At 67.8% G+C, this 17,295-nt stretch carries 18 protein-coding genes and 3 tRNA genes; 9 read left to right on the top strand and 12 right to left on the bottom strand.

Annotated features, from left to right (window positions below; genetic code table 11):
- Positions 1–40 precede the first annotated feature (40 nt).
- The 3 genes from L0M17_RS19520 to L0M17_RS19530 form a co-directional block, all read right to left on the bottom strand.
- Positions 41–113 (bottom strand) — tRNA-Phe (locus L0M17_RS19520).
- A gap of 49 nt (positions 114–162) precedes the next feature.
- Positions 163–236, bottom strand: a tRNA-Asp gene (locus L0M17_RS19525).
- Positions 237–316: 80 nt separating this feature from the next.
- A tRNA-Glu gene (locus tag L0M17_RS19530) sits at positions 317–389 on the bottom strand.
- Between the two features lie 101 nt (positions 390–490).
- On the opposite strand from L0M17_RS19530, the gene L0M17_RS19535 reads away from it, so the two are divergent.
- A complete protein-coding gene (locus L0M17_RS19535) occupies positions 491–871 on the top strand; it encodes a metallopeptidase family protein (protein WP_308196904.1) in 381 nt (126 codons plus the stop codon).
- 137 nt (positions 872–1,008) lie between these two features.
- Positions 1,009–2,556, top strand: coding sequence for a C40 family peptidase (locus L0M17_RS19540; RefSeq protein WP_241056035.1), 1,548 nt, complete (start codon positions 1,009–1,011; stop codon positions 2,554–2,556).
- A gap of 43 nt (positions 2,557–2,599) precedes the next feature.
- Here L0M17_RS19540 and L0M17_RS19545 read toward each other — a convergent pair whose 3' ends face one another.
- Positions 2,600–3,634: a universal stress protein gene (locus L0M17_RS19545; RefSeq protein WP_241056036.1), complete on the bottom strand. Its 1,035-nt coding sequence runs from the start codon at positions 3,632–3,634 to the stop codon at positions 2,600–2,602.
- 241 nt (positions 3,635–3,875) lie between these two features.
- Between L0M17_RS19545 and L0M17_RS19550 the strand changes: the two genes are divergently transcribed.
- Positions 3,876–4,475: an FAD-binding protein gene (locus L0M17_RS19550; protein WP_241056037.1), complete on the top strand. Its 600-nt coding sequence runs from the start codon at positions 3,876–3,878 to the stop codon at positions 4,473–4,475.
- Here the strand turns inward: L0M17_RS19550 and L0M17_RS19555 are convergent.
- Positions 4,458–4,727, bottom strand: coding sequence for a hypothetical protein (locus tag L0M17_RS19555; RefSeq protein ID WP_241056038.1), 270 nt, complete (start codon positions 4,725–4,727; stop codon positions 4,458–4,460). The two genes, L0M17_RS19550 and L0M17_RS19555, sit on opposite strands and share 18 nt — an antisense overlap.
- A gap of 194 nt (positions 4,728–4,921) precedes the next feature.
- Here L0M17_RS19555 and L0M17_RS19560 point away from each other — a divergent pair, with 194 nt between their 5' ends.
- The gene (locus L0M17_RS19560; RefSeq protein ID WP_241056039.1) at positions 4,922–6,370 is read left to right on the top strand and encodes an NCS2 family permease; all 1,449 of its coding nucleotides are present in this window, start codon (positions 4,922–4,924) and stop codon (positions 6,368–6,370) included.
- 56 nt (positions 6,371–6,426) lie between these two features.
- Here L0M17_RS19560 and L0M17_RS19565 read toward each other — a convergent pair whose 3' ends face one another.
- The gene (locus tag L0M17_RS19565) at positions 6,427–7,191 is read right to left on the bottom strand and encodes a permease prefix domain 1-containing protein (protein ID WP_241056040.1); all 765 of its coding nucleotides are present in this window, start codon (positions 7,189–7,191) and stop codon (positions 6,427–6,429) included.
- Complete coding sequence (locus L0M17_RS19570) at positions 7,188–7,511, bottom strand: PadR family transcriptional regulator (protein ID WP_241056041.1); 324 nt, start codon at positions 7,509–7,511, stop codon at positions 7,188–7,190. The genes L0M17_RS19565 and L0M17_RS19570 overlap by 4 nt, the downstream gene beginning before the upstream one ends.
- Before the next feature lie 175 nt (positions 7,512–7,686).
- On the opposite strand from L0M17_RS19570, the gene L0M17_RS19575 reads away from it, so the two are divergent.
- Positions 7,687–7,896 carry a hypothetical protein gene (locus L0M17_RS19575; RefSeq protein WP_241056042.1) on the top strand — a complete coding sequence of 70 codons (210 nt, stop codon included), beginning with the start codon at positions 7,687–7,689 and terminating at the stop codon, positions 7,894–7,896.
- 18 nt (positions 7,897–7,914) lie between these two features.
- Here the strand turns inward: L0M17_RS19575 and L0M17_RS19580 are convergent, their stop codons facing one another.
- The 3 genes from L0M17_RS19580 to L0M17_RS19590 are packed head-to-tail and all read right to left on the bottom strand — an operon-like array spanning position 7,915 to position 11,153.
- Positions 7,915–8,670 (bottom strand): SDR family NAD(P)-dependent oxidoreductase, encoded by a 756-nt coding sequence (locus L0M17_RS19580; RefSeq protein WP_241056043.1) that lies wholly within the window; start codon positions 8,668–8,670, stop codon positions 7,915–7,917.
- A 14-nt stretch (positions 8,671–8,684) separates the two neighbouring features.
- Positions 8,685–10,349, bottom strand: coding sequence for a D-apionate lactonase family protein (locus tag L0M17_RS19585; RefSeq protein WP_241056044.1), 1,665 nt, complete (start codon positions 10,347–10,349; stop codon positions 8,685–8,687).
- A gap of 60 nt (positions 10,350–10,409) precedes the next feature.
- Positions 10,410–11,153: a FadR/GntR family transcriptional regulator gene (locus tag L0M17_RS19590; RefSeq protein WP_241056045.1), complete on the bottom strand. Its 744-nt coding sequence runs from the start codon at positions 11,151–11,153 to the stop codon at positions 10,410–10,412.
- Positions 11,154–11,329: 176 nt separating this feature from the next.
- Between L0M17_RS19590 and L0M17_RS19595 the strand changes: the two genes are divergently transcribed.
- Positions 11,330–12,202 (top strand): sugar phosphate isomerase/epimerase family protein, encoded by an 873-nt coding sequence (locus L0M17_RS19595; protein ID WP_241056046.1) that lies wholly within the window; start codon positions 11,330–11,332, stop codon positions 12,200–12,202.
- Positions 12,195–13,088 carry a phosphogluconate dehydrogenase C-terminal domain-containing protein gene (locus tag L0M17_RS19600; protein ID WP_241056047.1) on the top strand — a complete coding sequence of 298 codons (894 nt, stop codon included), beginning with the start codon at positions 12,195–12,197 and terminating at the stop codon, positions 13,086–13,088. Before L0M17_RS19595 ends, L0M17_RS19600 begins: the two co-directional genes overlap by 8 nt.
- A 71-nt stretch (positions 13,089–13,159) precedes the next feature.
- Here the strand turns inward: L0M17_RS19600 and L0M17_RS19605 are convergent, their stop codons facing one another.
- The gene (locus tag L0M17_RS19605) at positions 13,160–14,899 is read right to left on the bottom strand and encodes an HNH endonuclease (protein ID WP_241056048.1); all 1,740 of its coding nucleotides are present in this window, start codon (positions 14,897–14,899) and stop codon (positions 13,160–13,162) included.
- A 211-nt stretch (positions 14,900–15,110) separates the two neighbouring features.
- Here L0M17_RS19605 and hutG point away from each other — a divergent pair, with 211 nt between their 5' ends.
- Both hutG and L0M17_RS19615 read left to right on the top strand, forming a co-directional pair.
- Positions 15,111–16,109 carry a formimidoylglutamase gene (gene hutG / locus L0M17_RS19610; RefSeq protein WP_241056049.1) on the top strand — a complete coding sequence of 333 codons (999 nt, stop codon included), beginning with the start codon at positions 15,111–15,113 and terminating at the stop codon, positions 16,107–16,109.
- A 53-nt stretch (positions 16,110–16,162) separates the two neighbouring features.
- The gene (locus L0M17_RS19615) at positions 16,163–16,765 is read left to right on the top strand and encodes a TetR/AcrR family transcriptional regulator (protein ID WP_241056050.1); all 603 of its coding nucleotides are present in this window, start codon (positions 16,163–16,165) and stop codon (positions 16,763–16,765) included.
- Positions 16,766–16,865: 100 nt separating this feature from the next.
- On the opposite strand, the gene L0M17_RS19620 is transcribed toward L0M17_RS19615, so the two are convergent.
- A complete protein-coding gene (locus tag L0M17_RS19620; RefSeq protein WP_241056051.1) occupies positions 16,866–17,102 on the bottom strand; it encodes a hypothetical protein in 237 nt (78 codons plus the stop codon).
- Positions 17,103–17,295: the final 193 nt, after the last annotated feature.

Below are 17,295 nucleotides of genomic sequence, written 5' to 3' on the forward strand. Positions count from 1 at the left end.
TGTTAGAAACAGAAAACCCCCGGTTTCCCGGGGGTTTTAGTGGCTCCGACCGGCGTCGATCCGGTGACCTTTCGATTTTCAGTCGAACGCTCTACCAACTGAGCTACAGAGCCCCGGTGAGTCAATCACCGTTGGCAACATGACCGGGGCCAGTCGCCGAAGCGACCCTGACGGGACTTGAACCCGCGACCTCCGCCGTGACAGGGCGGCGCGCTAACCAACTGCGCTACAGGGCCTTGTTGTGTCCGAGACTTACCTCGCTCACAAGATCTAAATCCTAGCAGACCCGCAGGTCGTGATCCAAAACCAGATCTTGTACCCCCAACGGGATTCGAACCCGTGCCGCCGCCGTGAAAGGGCGGTGTCCTAGGCCGCTAGACGATGGGGGCCAGAGAACCTCACGAGACTCCCCTTGCGGGGCATCCCAGTCGAAGTGGACGCAGAAAACTATACGGTGTGGCCGCCGTCGCCCACAAATCGCCTAGTTAGCATGGCGCACATGGGCGCCTGGATGGACGAGGACGAGTTCGAGGAAGCGGTGGACGCGGCCCTTGCCCGCATCCCGCGGCGGCTCGCGTCGCACATGGACAACGTGGCCGTCTTCATCGAAGACCGGTACCACCCGGGCCCTCACGACGACCCCCACACGGTGCTCCTCGGCCTCCACGAGGGGATCCCCCTAACGAAGCGGGACTCGTGGTACGGCGCAGGATCCCTCCCCGACCGCATCACGATCTTCCGCGAGCCGATCCTCGAAATCTGCCGGAACCGCGAGGATGTCGAGCACGAGGTACTCGTGACCGTCGTCCACGAGGTTGCCCACCATTTCGGCATCAGCGACGCGCGGCTCCACGAGCTCGGCTGGGGGTGACCCCTCCTGCGACACGCGGCAACTTCTGCAACGAAATGACACTCTTGTTGTTTAAGCTACGTCTGTGACCCTTGTTGCAATTGTGACAATTGGTCCGTAACCTCGACCGGGGAAAGCGTCGAGGCTACGAGGTATGCATGGAGATGAACGTGAAGTCCGCCGGGCGGCCATTGGCCGCGATCAGCGCGGCGGCGGCCCTTGTCCTCACGCTCGCCGCAGGCCCGGCGACCGCAGACGATCCGAGCATCCCGACGCCTCAGGAGATCAACGCCGCGAAGGCGAACGCCGACTCGACTGCGGCGGAGGTCAGCCGGGTCGAAGGCCTCATCCTCACTGCCCAGGACGCGCTCGCCCGCAGCACCACGGATGCGATGCGCGCCAACGACGCCTACAGCATGTCGCTCCTGACCCTCGACCAACGCCGGACCCAAGCCCAGCAGGCCCGATCCAAGGCCGACACCGCCGCCGCCGCCGATCAGGCCGCGCGCAAGGCAGTCGGAGCCCTTGCGGCCGAGCTCTACCGAAGCGGCGGCCTCAACCCGAACGTCCAGGCGTTCGTCGCCGACGGGGCCGGCGCGGTCCTGGACCGCGCTGCGGCGCTTCAATCGATCGACGAGCGCCGCGCCGCAGCATTCAACTCGGCGCAGCAGGCGGCCCAAGCCGCAAAGCAGCTGAGTGACCAGGCTGACCAGGCGGCCCAGGCAGCGGACGACGCCGCCAAGGCAGCCGAGCAGGCCAAGTCGGCGGCAGACGCCGCAAACACCTCATATCAGACGGCCGTCCAGCAGGCGACTGCCAAGCACACGACCCTCGTGGGGCAGCTCGCGACCCTCCAGAACACGACCGTCGCGCTCGAGCAGGAGCGCGTGGCCGGGCTAGTGCGCCAGCGGCAACAGCAGCAGTACGCGGCCCTCCTCGCCGCATCGACCAATGCCTCGAGCAATGCCTCGAACAGCCAGGCCCAGGCACAGAACCAGGCTCAGGCGCAGAACCAGACTCAGGCACAGGCGGCCCAAGGGGCTGGGGCGGCGACGAGCGGAAGCGGCGCGGCGGGCACATCGGTGAACAGCTCGGGCCAGTCGGCGTCGGTCCTCCAGCCTGCCTCCAACGGCCAGCCCTCGTCGCTTGCACCGGCGCCGGCTCCCGCACCGGCACCAGCACCGGCTCCCGCGCCTGCCCCAGCCCCAGCCCCCGCACCGGCTCCCGCGCCGGCTCCCGCACCAGCACCTGCCCCGGCCCCGGCTCCCGCGCCAGCACCTGCCCCGGCGCCAGCACCGGCACCAGCACCCGCACCCGCACCCGCACCCCAGCCGACCGGTTCCGGCATTCAGGCTGCCATCGACGTCGCGATGTCCAAGGTGGGCGCCCCGAACTACTACGTCTGGGGCGGAACCGGGCCCACCGGCTTCGACTGCTCAGGCCTCGTCTGGTACTCGTTCAATGCAGCCGGCATCTGGGTCCCCCGCACAGCCACCGAGCAGTACGACTCCGCCCCGGTCCACGTTCCGCTCTCTGCGGCCCAGCCGGGAGACCTCGTGGTCTTCGGCACGCCCGGCAACTTCTACCACGTCGGCATCTACATCGGGAACGGCCAAATCGTGAACGCCCTCAACCCGAGCGATGGCATCACGGTCACGCCGCTCGCGTGGATGTCGGGCGTATGGCCCACGGTGGCCCGCTACTGAGAGCACGGTGGCGCGCTACTGAGAGCTCGAGCGCTACAAGTCGTCAGGGCGTGAGCATCGGCCCGAACTTGGGCCGATCGGCAAGCCGCGCGTCCTCGTGATCGGGCACCACCATGACGGGGCCCTTCGCATGGTGCAGGACGCCGTCGGTCGTCGATCCCAAGAGCATGCCAGCGAATCCGCCGTGCCCCCGGGTGCCGACGACCAGCAGTTCGACGGCGCGGCTCACGTCCACGAGGACGTCCACAGGTGCGCCATCCACAAGGCTCGTCTGTACCTCGAGGTCGGGGAAATGGCTCTGGAGCCACGCCGTTCCCGCCTTGAGCTGAGCCTGGATGTCGCGGAACAGCTGATCGCGGTCGACGGGTGCCGGGACCCACGCGAGGCTCCCGCTGAACTGCGGCACCGCGCATACGACCCGCAAGGGCACGCCCAGCAGCATGGCTTCCTCGGCGGCCACTAGCACCGCGGCGCGGGCCTGCTCCGAGCCGTCTACGCCGACGGCTACGACATGCTCAACCTCTTTCGGGCTCTCCCTGGCCTCCTCGTCGCGGATCCGCCGATCCCCCACCCGCTCGCCGAGCCGCTCGGCAAAACGCAGCGGAACGGTCACGGTCGTGCACTTCGCGTGAGCGGGAAGCGCGCTGCTCACGGAGCCGAGGAGACGGCCCACGAAGCCGCCCCTCCCCCGCGTCCCGAAGACCAGGAGCTCGGCGGTCTCCGAGAATTGGAGAAGCACCCCAGCGGCGTCCCCGCTTTCGACGGACGAGGTGATCTCGACGTCGTCGTACGCCTCAAGGGACTCGACCGCCTCCTTGAGGACGGCCTTGGCGCCGTCCTGGATGACCGTGTCGTCAATGGTCGAGTAGCCGCCGTCGAGCCCGGACGCGGCAAAGATGGGGACGCTGTACGCGGTCACGACGTGGAGCGGACGCCTCCGCCGCTGCGCCTCCTTCGCGGCCCAGATGAGCGCGCAGCGCCCGTGATCGGAACCGTCCACTCCGACGACGATGCCTGTCGGAAGGGGCGCATCCCCGCCGAGGCTCTGGCCGGTCTCGCGTTCGGGCTGGTCTGCCATGGCGTCCTCCTCGTCCGTGAGCCGCATCGGGCCCTGTGGGGCGAAACGGCCCCTCAATTGACAATGGTGGTCTGTTTACAGGGCTGGTCAAGCTCCGACGGCGGCGGGGCGAGACCGCGGGTCCCCACGAGTGGGACGGGCCTACCGGTCCGTCAAGAATCCGGGTAGTCTTCCGAAGGTGCTTCCCCGGGGGACGACGCACCCAAGTCCTTTTGCCCGCCAAACGGAGGAGAGTCGGCCTGTGTCCACGTCGCCGTCGACCACGTCGGAGTCGACCACCGCGGTCGTGATCGGCACCGGCCTTTCTGGTCTCGCTGTCGCGGGCGAGCTGAGCCGCCGGGGCGTCGAGACAGTGACGGTGCATGGCCTCGAATCCGGCGCGCCGAACACGATGACGACGGCGCTGCGCGTCACGGACCTCTCCTCGGACGATTCCGCCGAGTACCTGCAAGTCATGCGCCACCTGCGCAACCACGTCGCAAGCCTCGGCCTCGACGTCAGGACCACGGTCAGCGCCCAGCACCTCGCGCTCGTCGAACACCCGAAGACCAAGTCCCGGCTGCGTTGGGCGGTCCGCACGGAAACGGGCGTGATCTTCGCCGACGCCGTCGTCCTCACGCGGTGCGCCCACAACCAGTTCCGCCGGTTCCTCGCCGATCTGGGTTTCTCCCTCGGAGAGACGCTCGTCCAGGAGCTCGCGGGGATCGGGCTGTACCTCATCGGTGTCGCCGAGCTCTCGTCACCGTCGACTCGAGAGCTCCTCCGCCAGGCGAAGGCCGTCGGCAAGGCCGTCGCGACGGTTTCCGGGCGCCTCTCGAATGGCCTAGTCGCCGCTCTCTGAGTCTCCGGGATCGCCGTCGTCGTTCGCCCGGCGTGCGAGCACGGCCCAAGCAATCAGGAGCACGACGCCGAGCACCCCGAACACGATGAAGATCCACGTGAGCGGGTTGCCAGGCGCCTGAGGTGCGGCCGGGGGGGTCTGCGATGCCCCCGGCGCCGCGGGCTGCATCCCGGGCACGGCCGAGCCGCTGCTTGCGGACGCGGACGCTGCGACGGGCGACGGCGTGGGCTGGCTGGAGTCGGCGATGCTCACGTCCGCGGGGGCGAGCATGAGCAGGAGAGCCAGAAGCGCCGCGGAGAGGGTAACCGAAGCTACTCCCCGCAGTCTCCTTTTCCACCCTCTAAATTCAGAGTTGTCGATCACATTTCTCGCGAATTCGCATAGGGATGGGTCCACAGGGCATTAAGATAACCACGATATCCTCCCACCAAGCCAAGGGGACCTCTATGTCGACAACCACCACTGTGTCGACCAGTGCGATGGATCGATACTTCAAGATCACGGAGCGGGGATCGAGCGTGGGCCGCGAGATCCGCGGTGGCCTCGCGACGTTCTTCGCGCTGAGCTACATCGTCGTCCTCAATCCGCTCATCCTCTCGGGTGCGGACTCCTCGGGGCACACGCTGGGGATCCCGAGGGTCGCCGCAGCCACCGCGCTCGTGGCCGGCGTGCTCACGATCCTCATGGGCGTGTGGGCAAAGCACCCGTTCGCGCTCGCGACGGGCCTCGGCGTCAATGCCTTCGTCGCCGTCACGATCGCCACCCACCCCGGCGTCACGTGGCCGGACATGATGGGCATCGTCGTCGTCGCCGGCATCGTGATGTTCATCCTCGTGCTCACGGGATTCCGCACCGCCGTGTTCAGGGCCGTCCCAGAGGGGCTGAAGACCGCGATCGTTGTGGGCATCGGCCTCTTCATCGCCCTCATCGGGCTCGTGGACGCCGGTTTCGTGCGCCGTCTGCCGGACGCCGCGGGTACGACCGTGCCGCTCGGCCTCGGCGTCGACAGCCGTCTCATCGGCTGGCCGACGCTCGTCTTCGTCGTCGGCCTCGTCCTGACGATCGCCCTCATGGTCCGCCGCGTGCGTGGCGCGATCCTCATCGGCATCCTCGGGGCAACCGTCCTCGCGAACATCCTGGAGGCCGTGTTCCACATCGGCCCGAGCGCGGGTCAAAAGCCGAACCCTGCTGGCTGGTCCCTCGTCGTCCCCGGTCTCGGCAACGTCCAGCCGATCGACCTGAGCCTCATTGGCCAGGCGAACCCCATCGGAGCGTTCGCACACCTCGGTCCTCTCGCGGCGATCCTCATGGCGTTCGTGATCCTGCTGAGCATCTTCTTCGATGCGATGGGCACGATGGTGGGCCTCGCCCGCGAGGCCGGGAACATCGACGCCGAGGGGAACATCCCCAACGTCGACCGCGTGCTCCTCGTCGACGCCTTCGGCGCGATCGCCGGCGGCGGCTCGTCGATCTCCTCCAACCAGATCTTCGTGGAGTCGGGCGCGGGCATCGGCGAGGGGGCTCGAACGGGCTTGGCGTCCGTCGTCACGGGCCTCATGCTCATCCTCGCGATGTTCCTGACGCCGCTCATCAACCTCGTGCCGTTCGAGGCGGTTGCCCCTGCGCTCGTGGTGGTCGGCTTCCTCATGTTCCAGCAGGTCACGAAGATCGACTGGGCGGACCTGGGAATCGCGATCCCCGCGTTCCTCACGATCGCCCTCATGCCGTTCACTTACTCGATCGCGAACGGCCTCGGCGCCGGGTTCATCAGCTACGCGCTCGTCCGGCTCTTCCAGGGCCGTGCCAAGGAGGTCCACCCGCTCATGTGGGCGGTGGCCGCGGCGTTCCTCCTGTTCTTCGCCCTCGGGCCGATCGAGCAGGCTCTGGGAGTCTGAGCTGGATCTCTAGACCGGGCCTCTAGACCCCGGGCCTCTAGACCCTGGGCCTACACCTAGGCCGGAGCCAACCGAGGTCGCAGCCTCTGGAGCGCAATCAGCCCGAACGCGACCGCGAGCGGCAGGGACACTGCCGCGGCGCTCAACCAGGCGCCCGCGCCACCCCATCCCTGAAGGGCTGCATTGAGGGCCTCGAACCCCGTGGCGGCGGCTGCGAGGAAGAACGCCGCGGCCGCGAGCGTGGGGGCGAGGCCGGACGGCAGCGGAGCCGACTTGGGGAGGAACCGCCACACGAGCAGGAGAAGAAGCCCGAGGATGCCGAGCGCCACCCGGTACTCGACCACCTCGCCCCAGTGGTGTTCGGCGGCGGCATGAAGGCAGTCCAGGCCCGGGTACGGCGCTTGATACACGGCGCAGCGAGCGGCCGTGTAGGCGTTGCCGGGAAGGTCCCCCGCGACGAAGCCGGCACCCCAGAGGCGCCCGAAGAGTTCGGAGAGCGCTCCGCTGACGCCGACGGCGATGGCACCGGCGGCAGCGAGTCCGACGGCGGGGCGCAGGAAGGCGCGCAGCGGGAGCCGCGGAGAGCGGAGAGCGGGTGTGACTGCCTCGATGGGTCCGAACCGCCGGATCGCCTCCCGTTCGGCGCTTTCAGGGTCCATGCCTTGCGCTCTGAGGCGAGCGGAACATTCGCGAAGGTGTGCCTCGGTCTCGGCCAACAATCGCCGGGCGGAGGGCGCCTCACCGTGCCTCAGCGCGACAAACAGCTCGTCGAGGTAGCGATCGAGCGGTCCCTCCGCGATCGGCGACTCATGCTCCCTCATGACGCCGCCCCCAGAACACCGCGGACGCCAGCGGCAAAACCCTGCCACTCCTCGGCGCGTCGGGCCAACTCGGTCTGCCCCGCCGTCGTCAAGGCGTAGACGCGGCGGCGGGCGCCGTCGTCGTCCGCCCAGCGGCTCGCGACCCAGCCCGCGCCTTCGAGCTTGTGGAGCCCCGGATACACCGAACCCTCTTGCAGCTCGATGCGCTCCCCGCTGCGCGCATGGATGCGTGCGATAAGTGCGTAGCCGTGCGTCTCGCCCGCTCCGAGCGAGGCGAGCAGCAGGAGATCGAGCTGACCGTTGACTCCACTTCGTCCCATACCTAGAGAATCTAGGTATGGGACGCGAGCTTGGCAAGAGCCGGTCACAAAATCGCGTCATGGCTGGCCACGCCCGTGCTCAATTCAACTGATCAAGCTGGGCAACTGATCAAGCTGATCAAGCTGGCTACTGCTGGGTAATGAGCCGAGGCAAGAGCCATCAAGGAGGCAGGACATGATGGAACAGCGCGAGTTCGAGGCCAGGGCAGTCCGGAACGGGCATCTGTGGGAGATCGCCATCCCCGAGCTGGGCCAGACGGCAGCGACCAACGACGCCGAGCGCGTCGAACTCTACGCCCGCAAGCTCGCAGCAGCGTCGCTCGGGGTCCCGCCTCGGGCCGTCGCGATGAGGGTCACGTTTGAGGAGCCGCTGGCGGCGTTGTAAGGGCCGACGGCGGTTGACTCAGAGGGCGGTGAGGCCGCCGTCCACAGTGAACTGCCCCCCGGTGGCGTAGGCGGAGTCGTCGCTGGCGAGAAAGACCATGATCCCTTCGAGGTCTTGAGCGCGGCCGGGCCGCCCGAGCATGGTGGCGTCGACGAGACCAGCGCGCTGGGCTGGGTCTTCGGCGATGGCCCGCACGAGGGGCGTCTCGGTGTAGCCGGGGATGACGGTATTGACCCGGATACCTTCGCTGGCATAGTCGGCCGCGACGACACGAGCGAGACCGTGGATGCCTGCCTTGGAACTCGTGTAGGCGGTAAAGGTCTGCCCACAGGCGACGACGGCGGTGGGGCTTCCGGTGCAGATGATCGAGCCGCCGCGCCCGGCCATGGCGCGTACGGCGTACTTGAGCGTCAAGAATGCGCCACGCTGGTTGATCCGGATGGTCTTCTCCCAGACCTCGAGGTCAAGGTCGCCGACGCGGGCGTCTTGGCCGAAGAGCTGTACGCCGGCATTGGCGACGACGATATCAAGCGGACCACAACGGATCGCCTCGGCGAACGCAGCCTCGACGCTGGGCTCGTCTGAGACGTCCAACTGGACCGCGTGGGCATTCTCGGAGCCGGTGTCCCCCGCGGCAGTCCGAGCGCCCTCGAGGTTCACGTCGGCGAAGTAAACCACGGCGCCCTCGGCGACGAAGCGGCTGGCGACGGCGCGGCCGATTCCGGAGGCGGCACCCGTGACGAGGGCGGTCTTGCCTAGAAGACGGTTGGTCATAGGGAGTGATCCTTTCAGATGGTGAGGACGGTGGTATCCCAACCGGGAATCCACGTCTCGCAGGTCTGGCCGTCGGGCCCCGTGAGCCTGACCTCGATAGGCCAGGGATTCGGGTTGGCAAGGAAGCACGTGATCGCGGGGCCGGATCGTACGGGGTAGGCCACAGGGCCTGTCGCGGTGGTGGCTGTTGAAAGAACCTCAGACCCGGAGAGTCCGGCGAGTTGGGTCAGAAGCCGAGCCATCGGCGCCTCCGCGCCCCCGGGAAGTCCGTAGCTGAGGGAGGCTACCTCGGGGAGGGTGAGGACAGCGACGCTGCCAAGGGCCCACGCGGCGCCGAGGGGCCGGGCGGCGAGAGGGCTGGGCTGGGGCAGCTCGTCGTCGCGCGGCGCATCGGTGGCAACAGCGTTGAAGCGCGGGGCGATCGTAATCGGGCCGATGTGGAGGGGTCGCCCTCCACCGAGCCTGAACGCTTGGGCCGCCGTGAGAGGCTGCATCGCGACCGTCTCCATCACGGACTCCGGTTCCACAGCGTGCATCTGAGAGGTGACCGAGTAGACCGTCCCGTCGTAGCCGCCGGAGAGGACATGCGGGTTGCGGTTGAGCTCGGTGAAGTGGCTGCGGGCACCGGTGAGGATCTTGCCGCGGTAGCCGAGCCTGCGTGCGTGGTCGGCGAAGACTTCTAGCACCTCGGCGTTCGCCAAGTGGGTCACGGGGTCGAAGACCGTGAGCCGGAGGACCTTCTCCGCGGGGATCTCGTCCAATATCGCGTCCAATATCGCGGTAGCCTCGGCTGCGGTGCGAGCGACGATGCGCAGGTCGATCCCGTGGACCGCGTGCTCGGAGGCCTTGAGCGCCTCCGACGGCGCCACTGTTCCGTCCCCAGGCTGGGGTGCCAGGCTGACGTCCAGCACGAGCGGGCCCGGCAGCGTCTCGAGCACGGCACTCGCTGGGTCCTCGAGACAGAAGCCGATTTCCGGGACCCGGCCGACCACAGCATCGCCGACGTCTACCGTCTGTACCGCCCTGAGGCGGACCGACTGCTCGACTCGGCTCCCGGCCCCGTACCGAACAGGGAAGGGCCGGCTGAGCGGGGTGCTGTAGGTCTTGAAAGAGGCGTCGGTCCAGTTGCGTTGGTCCTCGGTCTCGAACACGTCTCCGGAGAACGCGAGCTCAAACGTCGTCCCGTCCCGGTCCCAGGACATGCCCGCGATGCCCTTGAACGGCTGGTGCGGACTGATCTCCCTGGGGAATGGAGCCTCGGTCTGTGACCCGTTCGGGTGCCCGACGACGACGGGACGCCCGGCGTCGTCCGGACGGTGGAGGACGACGAGTCCAACGCGGTTGCCCAGGAACTCTTCGACGGCGATGCCGTGGAACGCGACCGCGACCCCGTCGTCGTCGATCCGCACCTCCGCCCGGCCCGAATAGCGGGCCCCAAAGCCGCTCCACGCCACCTCGAGCTCAACGGCGAGAGCCTCGTCCGTCTCCCGGACCTCAACGGCGGCGACTTCAGGGGCGAGCGTGAGCCAGTTGTGGTTGCGGACGACGGCGCGGATCCCCCTGAGGACAGGAAGGCCGGCATACGAGATCGCAGCGATCTCGTCGCCGCGCAACTGGAAGGCCCAAGGGCCCCAAGAGAGGCCGAGGGTAGGAGTGCCTTCAGAGGCGTGCCCCGTCAAGGTGATCCTGTCCCCCGCTTCGGCCGCCGTCCCTTCTGAGGGACAGCGTGCGCCGCGGTGCTAGTCGGTGGAAGGGTTGAAGTCGGAAATGAGCCGCTGGGTGGCGGTGGCCATGTGCTCCTGCATTACGCGCCGTGCAGCCTCGGGGTCACGCCCCTTGATCGCTTCGAAGACTGCCGAATGCTCCCTCGCGGCCTGGGCCGCGTGCTCCTCGTCGCGCAGCCCACGGTCGACCCAGATGCGAAGGAGCGACCTGATGCTCTGGAGGATGTCCTCGAGCACGCTGTTGCCGGCAGCGAGCGCGATCTCGCGGTGGAAGGCCGCATCGGCCTCCTTGAAGGTTTCGAAGTCGCGAGTCGAATCGTTCATCGTCTCCACGAAGCTAGCCAGCCGTTGGATCGATTCGTCGGTGATGCGGGCCGCCGCTTGCTCGGCAGCTTGAGTCTCGAGTCCACCGCGGAGCTCGGCCAGCTCACGGGTGCGCGGCTCGCCCAGCATCAGCCCCCACGAGAGGGTCCTCGGGAGGAGTTCCGAGGCGCCGCCCCTCAGATACGTTCCTGAGCCGGGCTTCACGATGACGATTCCAAGGATTTCCAGTGCCGCGAGGGCCTCGCGGATCGCCGAGCGCCCCACGCCCAGGCTCGCCGCGAGGCTCCGTTCCGACGGGAGCCTCGTCCCCGGTGCGATCTGGCCGCTCGTGAATACGCCCATGAGTCTCTCGGCCACCTCGGCGGCGACCGAGGCGCTGTCCATCGAGCCCAAGGCCTGATTGAGGTCGACGGCGGCACTCACGTTGGTCTCCATCCTCAAGAGGTTAGCCAGCTGGCCAATGCATCCCGCGGGCTTGCGGAAGGTCCTGACGACCGTTCTACGGCTAGAACCTGCTAATTACAACCGGTTGACCAATTTCCTTCCGAGGGATTACGGTCGAAACGGTGGGTCCCAGCCCAAGAGAGCCCAGCACAAAGGGAGCCGCAAGGATGAGCAGCGTGACAGGCCCGAGCACGGACAGTCGCTCAAGAATCGGGCTCAGCACCTACGCCCTCTTCTGGGAGCTCAGCGACCGCGTGCCGGACCCGCTGAGCCTCGCCGACGCCGTCGACCGCACCCGCGAGCTCGGGCTGGGGCTCCTGCAGATCTGCGACTACGCCCCGCTCGAGACCCTCGACGAGGTCGCGCTCAAGGAACTCCGCGGGCACGCCGACGCCCGGGGAGTCGCCCTCGAGGTCGGCACGAAGGGAATCCGGCCCGCACGGCTGCGCCGCTTCCTGCACATCGCCCACCTGCTCGGCGCGACCGTGGTGCGCAGCATGCTCAACACCCCGGAGCCAGACATCTTCGCCGGCACAGGCGGGCCCGGGCACGCGCCCTCGGTGGCCGAGGCCGTGACGATCCTGCGGGAGCTGATCGGCGAGTACGAGGAAGCAGGCGTGAAGCTGGCCCTCGAGACCTACGAGCAGGTGCCCACCGCCGACCTCCTCGCCGTCGTCCGCGCCGTCGGCAGCCCGAACCTCGGGATCTGCTCGGACCCGGCCAACAGCGTCGCCGCGCTCGAGAACCCGCGAGCCGTCGTCGAGTCCGTGGCCCCGCACGTGCTGAACATGCACATCAAGGACTTCGCCTTCGCCCGCCAGGACGGCTGGGTCGGGTTCGTCTACTCGGGCGCGCCCATGGGCGAGGGCCTCCTCGACTACGACCACCTGGCCGCCGCGATCCGACCGGCCGAGAACAACATCAACCAGATCATCGAACACTGGCTCCCCTGGCAGGGCACCCCCGAGGAGACCGTGCGCATCGAGCGCCGGTGGACCGACCAAGCCATCGAATATCTGAGGAGCAAGGGAAATGCCTGAGGCAGCAAACGGAACGACGATGCACGGAACGACAGGGCAGCTCACGGTAGCCGTCATCGGCGCCGGCGGGAAGATGGGCCTGCGGGTCTCGGCCAACCTGCAGAAGTCCGAGCACACGGTCTACTACAGCGAGAACTCCCCCGCCGGGCAGGAGCGCGTACGCGGCTTCGGCCGCGAGGTCACCCCAACCGAGGAGGCCGTCAAGGACGCCGACGTCGTCATCCTCGCCGTCCCCGACGTCGTCCTGGGCAAGGTCTCCGAGGGCGTCGTGCCGCAGCTGAAGCCCGGCGCGATCCTGCTGACCCTCGACCCGGCCGCCGCCTACGCCGGCCTCCTCGCCAAGCGCGACGACGTCGTCCAGGCCGTCGCCCACCCGTGCCACCCCTCGGTGTTCCTCGAGCGCACCACCAAGGAGGAATGGGCCGACACCTTCGGCGGCGCCGGCGCACCCCAGAACGTCGTCGCCGCGATCGACGACGACGCCCCCGCCGGAGCGCGCGAGCGCGCCGAGGCTGTCATCCGCACGATGTACGCCCCCGTGATCGACGTCCACTGGGTCACCGTCCACCAGCTCGCCGTCCTCGAGCCCACCCTCGTCGAGACCGTCGCGTGCATGATCGGCACCCTCCTGAACGAGGCCCTGCACGAGACCGTCCACACCGTCGGCGTCCCGGAGGAAGCCGCAAAGGCGATCCTGTTCGGCCACGTCCAGATCGCGCTCACGAACGCACTCCGCGGCTCCAACCCGTTCTCCGAGGCCTGCGAGATCGCGATCCAGTACGGCAGACGCACCATCATCAAGGACGACTGGAAGAAGATTTTCCAAGACTCCGAGCTCGACTCCGTCATCGCTCAAATGCTCAAGCTCGAAAAGGTAGAGCACTGACCGAGGCGGTAGCGCCAATTCGGGGTTCTCAGCTCAGGCCTGATTCCTCAACTCTTGCTCGACTCAGAGAATCAGAATGGTGGGGGATCTGGCTTTGGCCGCTCCCCGTCCGCTGGCGCTCCGGCTGGTGCTCCGGCTGACGCTCCGGCTGGCGCTCCGGGTGGCGCTCCGGCTTCTGCCTCCACCGACAGGCGGATTTCGTGAATGGCGGGTCCAGCGAGGGCGTGGCCGCCCAAGGGTGAGGTCCAGAGAATGTCCCCGGCAGCGTCGCCGGCAGCGTCGTCCTCGTTCCCTAATCTGGTGGGGTGCCACAGGCGCAGGCTCTTGAGGGCATGGTGCTTCCGGCACAGGGCCTGCAGGTTCTCCGCGTCCGTGGCCCCGCCGTCCTGCCACTCGACCATGTGGTCGATCTCGGCGCTTGCCGCTGGAGACGAGCACCCGGGGAACTGGCAGGTCCCATCCCGATAGCGGATGAAGCGTCGTAGCCCCTTCGGCGGCCGATACGCGGTGCGGCCCAAGGACAGGGGGACTCCGTCCTGAGTCTCCAGCAGCCGCTGCCAAGTCGGAGCCGCAACCGCGAGCGCTCTGGCAGTCTCCGCATCGATCGGCCCATAGCCCTCAAGCAGCGCTGGATCGCCGGAAGCCCCGAGGAGCGATTCGACCGAGATGTGCACCACGATCTCCGCCGAGGGCCGGGGCGCCGAATCCTCCAGGCCGACAGTGGAGGCTGAGCCAATAGCCGAGCCAAAAGAGGAATCGTCGCCGACGGAGGAATCGTCGCCGACGGAGGAAATGTCGCCGACCGAGGAATTGTCGCCAATAGCGGACGCTGAGCCGACAGTGAAGTCGTCGCCAATAGTGGAGTCGTCGGGCACGCCTGTGGAATCGTCGCCAATAGTGGAATCGTCGGACACGGCTGACTCGAGGGCGGTACGCGCGCGTTCCTGACGGACCGCGGGGTCCGCCAGGACCAGGCCGGCGAGCTCGTCTGCGCGCAACTGGGGAAGGGTCCGTCCCTCCTCAGGGTCTGCTTCTCGGCGCTCTCTGGCCAGCGCATCGAGGCGGCCGAACGCCGCGAGCCCGACCTCCGCCGGCAGGAATGCCGCCAGAGTGCACATCCCGTCTGGCTCCGGCCTCACCCACACGGTCCGATCACGTTCGGCGCGCACCTTTCTGGCCCGGACTGACTCCGGATGCAGCCGCTCCCGCAGCGAACGCACCACCCTCCGGAACTCCCCGGGAGACCGTCGCCGCCCCGTGCGCGTCTCGAGCCGGGAGAGGCACTCGATCCCGAACCGCTCGGCCGCGGCCATTGGCAGGGTCGCCGTTTCGTCCGCAATCACCCTCGCATGTGCCTCGGTCAAGTCTCCGGCCTCCAACCGGTCCAGCACCGCCAGCTGCGCCCCACAAAGCGCCTCGGCCGCTCCTAGCAGCCGCGCCGCAGCGAACTCGGAGACCTCCCCTGCGACCGCGACTTCCGACACCGCCAGAGCGCGGCCCACGTCTCCGCCGAACCGCGGCGCCCCCGCCTCGCTCCGAGCAGCGCGCCCTGAATCGGCAGCGTCCTGCGCACGCTGAGCCTCCTCCTCGCACGCCAAGCGCACCCGCTCTACTGCCAAGGCCTCCAACGCCGCGAAGAACGATCTCGCCCTGCGGATATCTACCAGGATCCGTCTGGCCTGCTCACCTGACAGCGTCGAGGGGTCCGGGTGCCACAGCGAGCCCTCCAGCAGAGAACCGGGACGCGGCTCAAGCACTACCGCCGTGTCCGGCACAAGCCCCAACGGGCTTGGAACCTGTCCACCCATCATCGATGCTCCCCAAGCTCGATTTCGAAAGTATGTTCAGATACTATCATGAATATAGAACACGTGTTTGCATAAACGACGGGCCGCTCAGAACGAAGGGCCGGCCAGAACAACCCGCCCGTTCGAACAACGAGACGCTCAGAGGTCTGGCGCCCCAGACATCTCCTGCTCCGAACACTGGCGCGTCCCGCGCCCCATACGTTGTGCTGGTGGGATGAATGAAGTTTCCTCCCTCGCGCTGCCCGTCGACATTGAACCCCTGCCGTGGTCAGGGCGGCACGACGGCGACGGGCCGGAGCATCGCCGCTGGTGGCAGACGGTTCGGCCATGCGCCACGACCGACCTTGCCGAAGCCGTCGTAGAGGGCGCCGAGAGCGGGCGGCGACCAGCCGTCCTCCTCGGTTTTCGCTCCGATGAGGGTGTCCGCCGCAACAAGGGGAGGATCGGGGCGTCAGCGGCGCCGACGGCAGTCCGGGCCGCCCTCGGGCCGCTCGCATTCCACCTTGGGCGGGAGGTGTTCGACGCCGGCGACGTCGTCGTCGAGACGGGGCGTGATGGCGAGTCAGGGGACCTCGAGGGGGGCCAGGAACGTTGCGGGGAGGTGATCGCCTCCCTCCTCGACGCCGGCGCCCTCACTGTGACCCTCGGCGGCGGCCACGAGACCGCGTTCGCGAGCTACCTCGGGGTAGCCGACACAGAGCGCACCTCGGGCGTCCGGGTGGGGGTCCTCAATCTCGACGCCCACTTCGACCTGCGCGCCGAGGACAGGGCAAGTTCGGGCACACCGTTCCTCCAGATGGCCCGCGCCGAAGCCGCCGCGGGGCGCACGCTCGAGTACGCCGTCGTCGGCATCTCCCGGCCCAACAACACGCTCGCTCTGTTCCGCCGTGCGGACGAGCTCGGCGTGCGTTACCTCCTCGACGAGTACGCGACTCGGGAGACCGCCGAATCCTTCGTCGAGGACTTCCTCGAGGGGCTCGACGCCGTCTACCTGACCATCGATCTGGACGTTCTGCCTGCGGATGTCGCCCCGGGAGTTTCCGCACCAGCCGCACTCGGCGTCCCCCTCGAGGTGATTGTCGCCGTCGTCCGCCGCGTCGTGGCGAGCGGCAAGCTGCTGCACGCGGACATCGCCGAGCTCAACCCAACTTACGATCTCGATTCGCGGACGGCCCGAGTCGCTGCGCGACTGGTCGACACGATCCTGTCCTGACACAATCCCCGACTCAATACCACGGGCTGCATCAAACGCGCTAGCCTGAAGCGATGGATTCAAGCAACGGATCCGTGCGCAGGAGTGCCCGGGAACGGATCATGGAGGCAGCGCGCGAGCTCTTCGCCGCGCAGGGAATCCGAAGTACCGGGATCGAGGAGCTGATTTCGAAGGCGAAGGTTGCGAAAGCGACCTTCTACAGTCATTTCCACTCCAAGGACGAACTCGTCCTCGCCTGTCTCGCACGCCTGCACGAGGCGCGCAGCCACGCGATCGAGGAGGCCGTCCACCGGCAGAACGGCGACCCGAGAGGCCTCCTCGGCATCTTCGATGCCCTCTTCGACGCCTTCAGGGCGGGCGTGAACGACAGCAGCTCGTTCGTCCACGTCCTCATGGAAATGGGCGCCGAACATCCGTTGGGTGCGGCGAGCATCGAGTACATGGCCAAGTCGAAGGCGCAGATCACCCGGCTAGCGAAGGAAGCAGGGGTCCCGGACGAAGACTTCTTCGCCCAGCAGTGCCTCGTCCTGCTCAAGGGCGCGGTCGTTGCCGCCGCCCAGAGGGACTGGGACGAGTTCGACCAGGCGCGACAGATGGTCGCGGGCCTCATCGAGAGCCACCTCGGCGTAGAGGAAGACGCGACCGCAAGGCGATAGGAGACTTGGGGGAATGGCCAAGGGCCCGCACCGTCCTCGGTGCGGGCCCTTGGCGACATTCACTGGCGATGCCAGCGTTCCCCGTTGCGAGCGAGGGAACCTACGCGCGGCGTACGAGTACGCCGTCAGACTTGAGGAAGAGGCGCCGCGCCTCAGCGCCCTCGGCCATAAGCCACAGCACGTTGCCGCTCAGCGAGACCTCCTCGACCCGCCCGGTGGCCACGACCTGCGCATGCTTCACGATCTCGACCGGATCCTCGGCCCGCAGTTCCGCCCAGTCCGTGAGAGGCGCCTGGTGCGCGCTCCGCCTAGTCAGTACCGCTCCGCGTGCCTTCATTTCTCCCTAAACCCCTTCATGGAATCTGGCCCTCTAAGGGCCCGTTGTGATCCGCGCCATTGCAGACTCTACGTTTCTATCGGTTCGCGGGACGCCGTGCTATGTGGACCTCGCCCACGATTCGCTATATCTGTTGTGCAGTTCTCCAATGCTATGGTCCGACCACAGCCTTTCCTTGGGGAGACCTCGAAGG

This window comes from Sinomonas terrae (assembly GCF_022539255.1).
GTDB lineage: Bacteria > Actinomycetota > Actinomycetes > Actinomycetales > Micrococcaceae > Sinomonas > Sinomonas terrae.

Excerpts from the sequence above, each read along its gene's own strand:
- L0M17_RS19565 (WP_241056040.1), bottom strand. The coding sequence starts at position 7,191 with ATGAGGGAGCATGAGTCGCCGATCGCGGAGGGACCGCTCGATCGCTAC.
- hutG (WP_241056049.1), top strand. The coding sequence starts at position 15,111 with ATGAATGAAGTTTCCTCCCTCGCGCTGCCCGTCGACATTGAACCCCTG.
- L0M17_RS19580 (WP_241056043.1), bottom strand. The coding sequence starts at position 8,670 with ATGACCAACCGTCTTCTAGGCAAGACCGCCCTCGTCACGGGTGCCGCC.
- L0M17_RS19600 (WP_241056047.1), top strand. The coding sequence starts at position 12,195 with ATGCCTGAGGCAGCAAACGGAACGACGATGCACGGAACGACAGGGCAG.
- L0M17_RS19620 (WP_241056051.1), bottom strand. The coding sequence starts at position 17,102 with ATGAAGGCACGCGGAGCGGTACTGACTAGGCGGAGCGCGCACCAGGCG.
- L0M17_RS19535 (WP_308196904.1), top strand. The coding sequence starts at position 491 with ATGGCGCACATGGGCGCCTGGATGGACGAGGACGAGTTCGAGGAAGCG.
- L0M17_RS19615 (WP_241056050.1), top strand. The coding sequence starts at position 16,163 with ATGGATTCAAGCAACGGATCCGTGCGCAGGAGTGCCCGGGAACGGATC.
- L0M17_RS19545 (WP_241056036.1), bottom strand. The coding sequence starts at position 3,634 with ATGGCAGACCAGCCCGAACGCGAGACCGGCCAGAGCCTCGGCGGGGAT.
- L0M17_RS19540 (WP_241056035.1), top strand. The coding sequence starts at position 1,009 with ATGGAGATGAACGTGAAGTCCGCCGGGCGGCCATTGGCCGCGATCAGC.
- L0M17_RS19605 (WP_241056048.1), bottom strand. The coding sequence starts at position 14,899 with ATGATGGGTGGACAGGTTCCAAGCCCGTTGGGGCTTGTGCCGGACACG.
- L0M17_RS19570 (WP_241056041.1), bottom strand. The coding sequence starts at position 7,511 with ATGGGACGAAGTGGAGTCAACGGTCAGCTCGATCTCCTGCTGCTCGCC.
- L0M17_RS19575 (WP_241056042.1), top strand. The coding sequence starts at position 7,687 with ATGATGGAACAGCGCGAGTTCGAGGCCAGGGCAGTCCGGAACGGGCAT.
- L0M17_RS19560 (WP_241056039.1), top strand. The coding sequence starts at position 4,922 with ATGTCGACAACCACCACTGTGTCGACCAGTGCGATGGATCGATACTTC.
- L0M17_RS19590 (WP_241056045.1), bottom strand. The coding sequence starts at position 11,153 with ATGGAGACCAACGTGAGTGCCGCCGTCGACCTCAATCAGGCCTTGGGC.
- L0M17_RS19595 (WP_241056046.1), top strand. The coding sequence starts at position 11,330 with ATGAGCAGCGTGACAGGCCCGAGCACGGACAGTCGCTCAAGAATCGGG.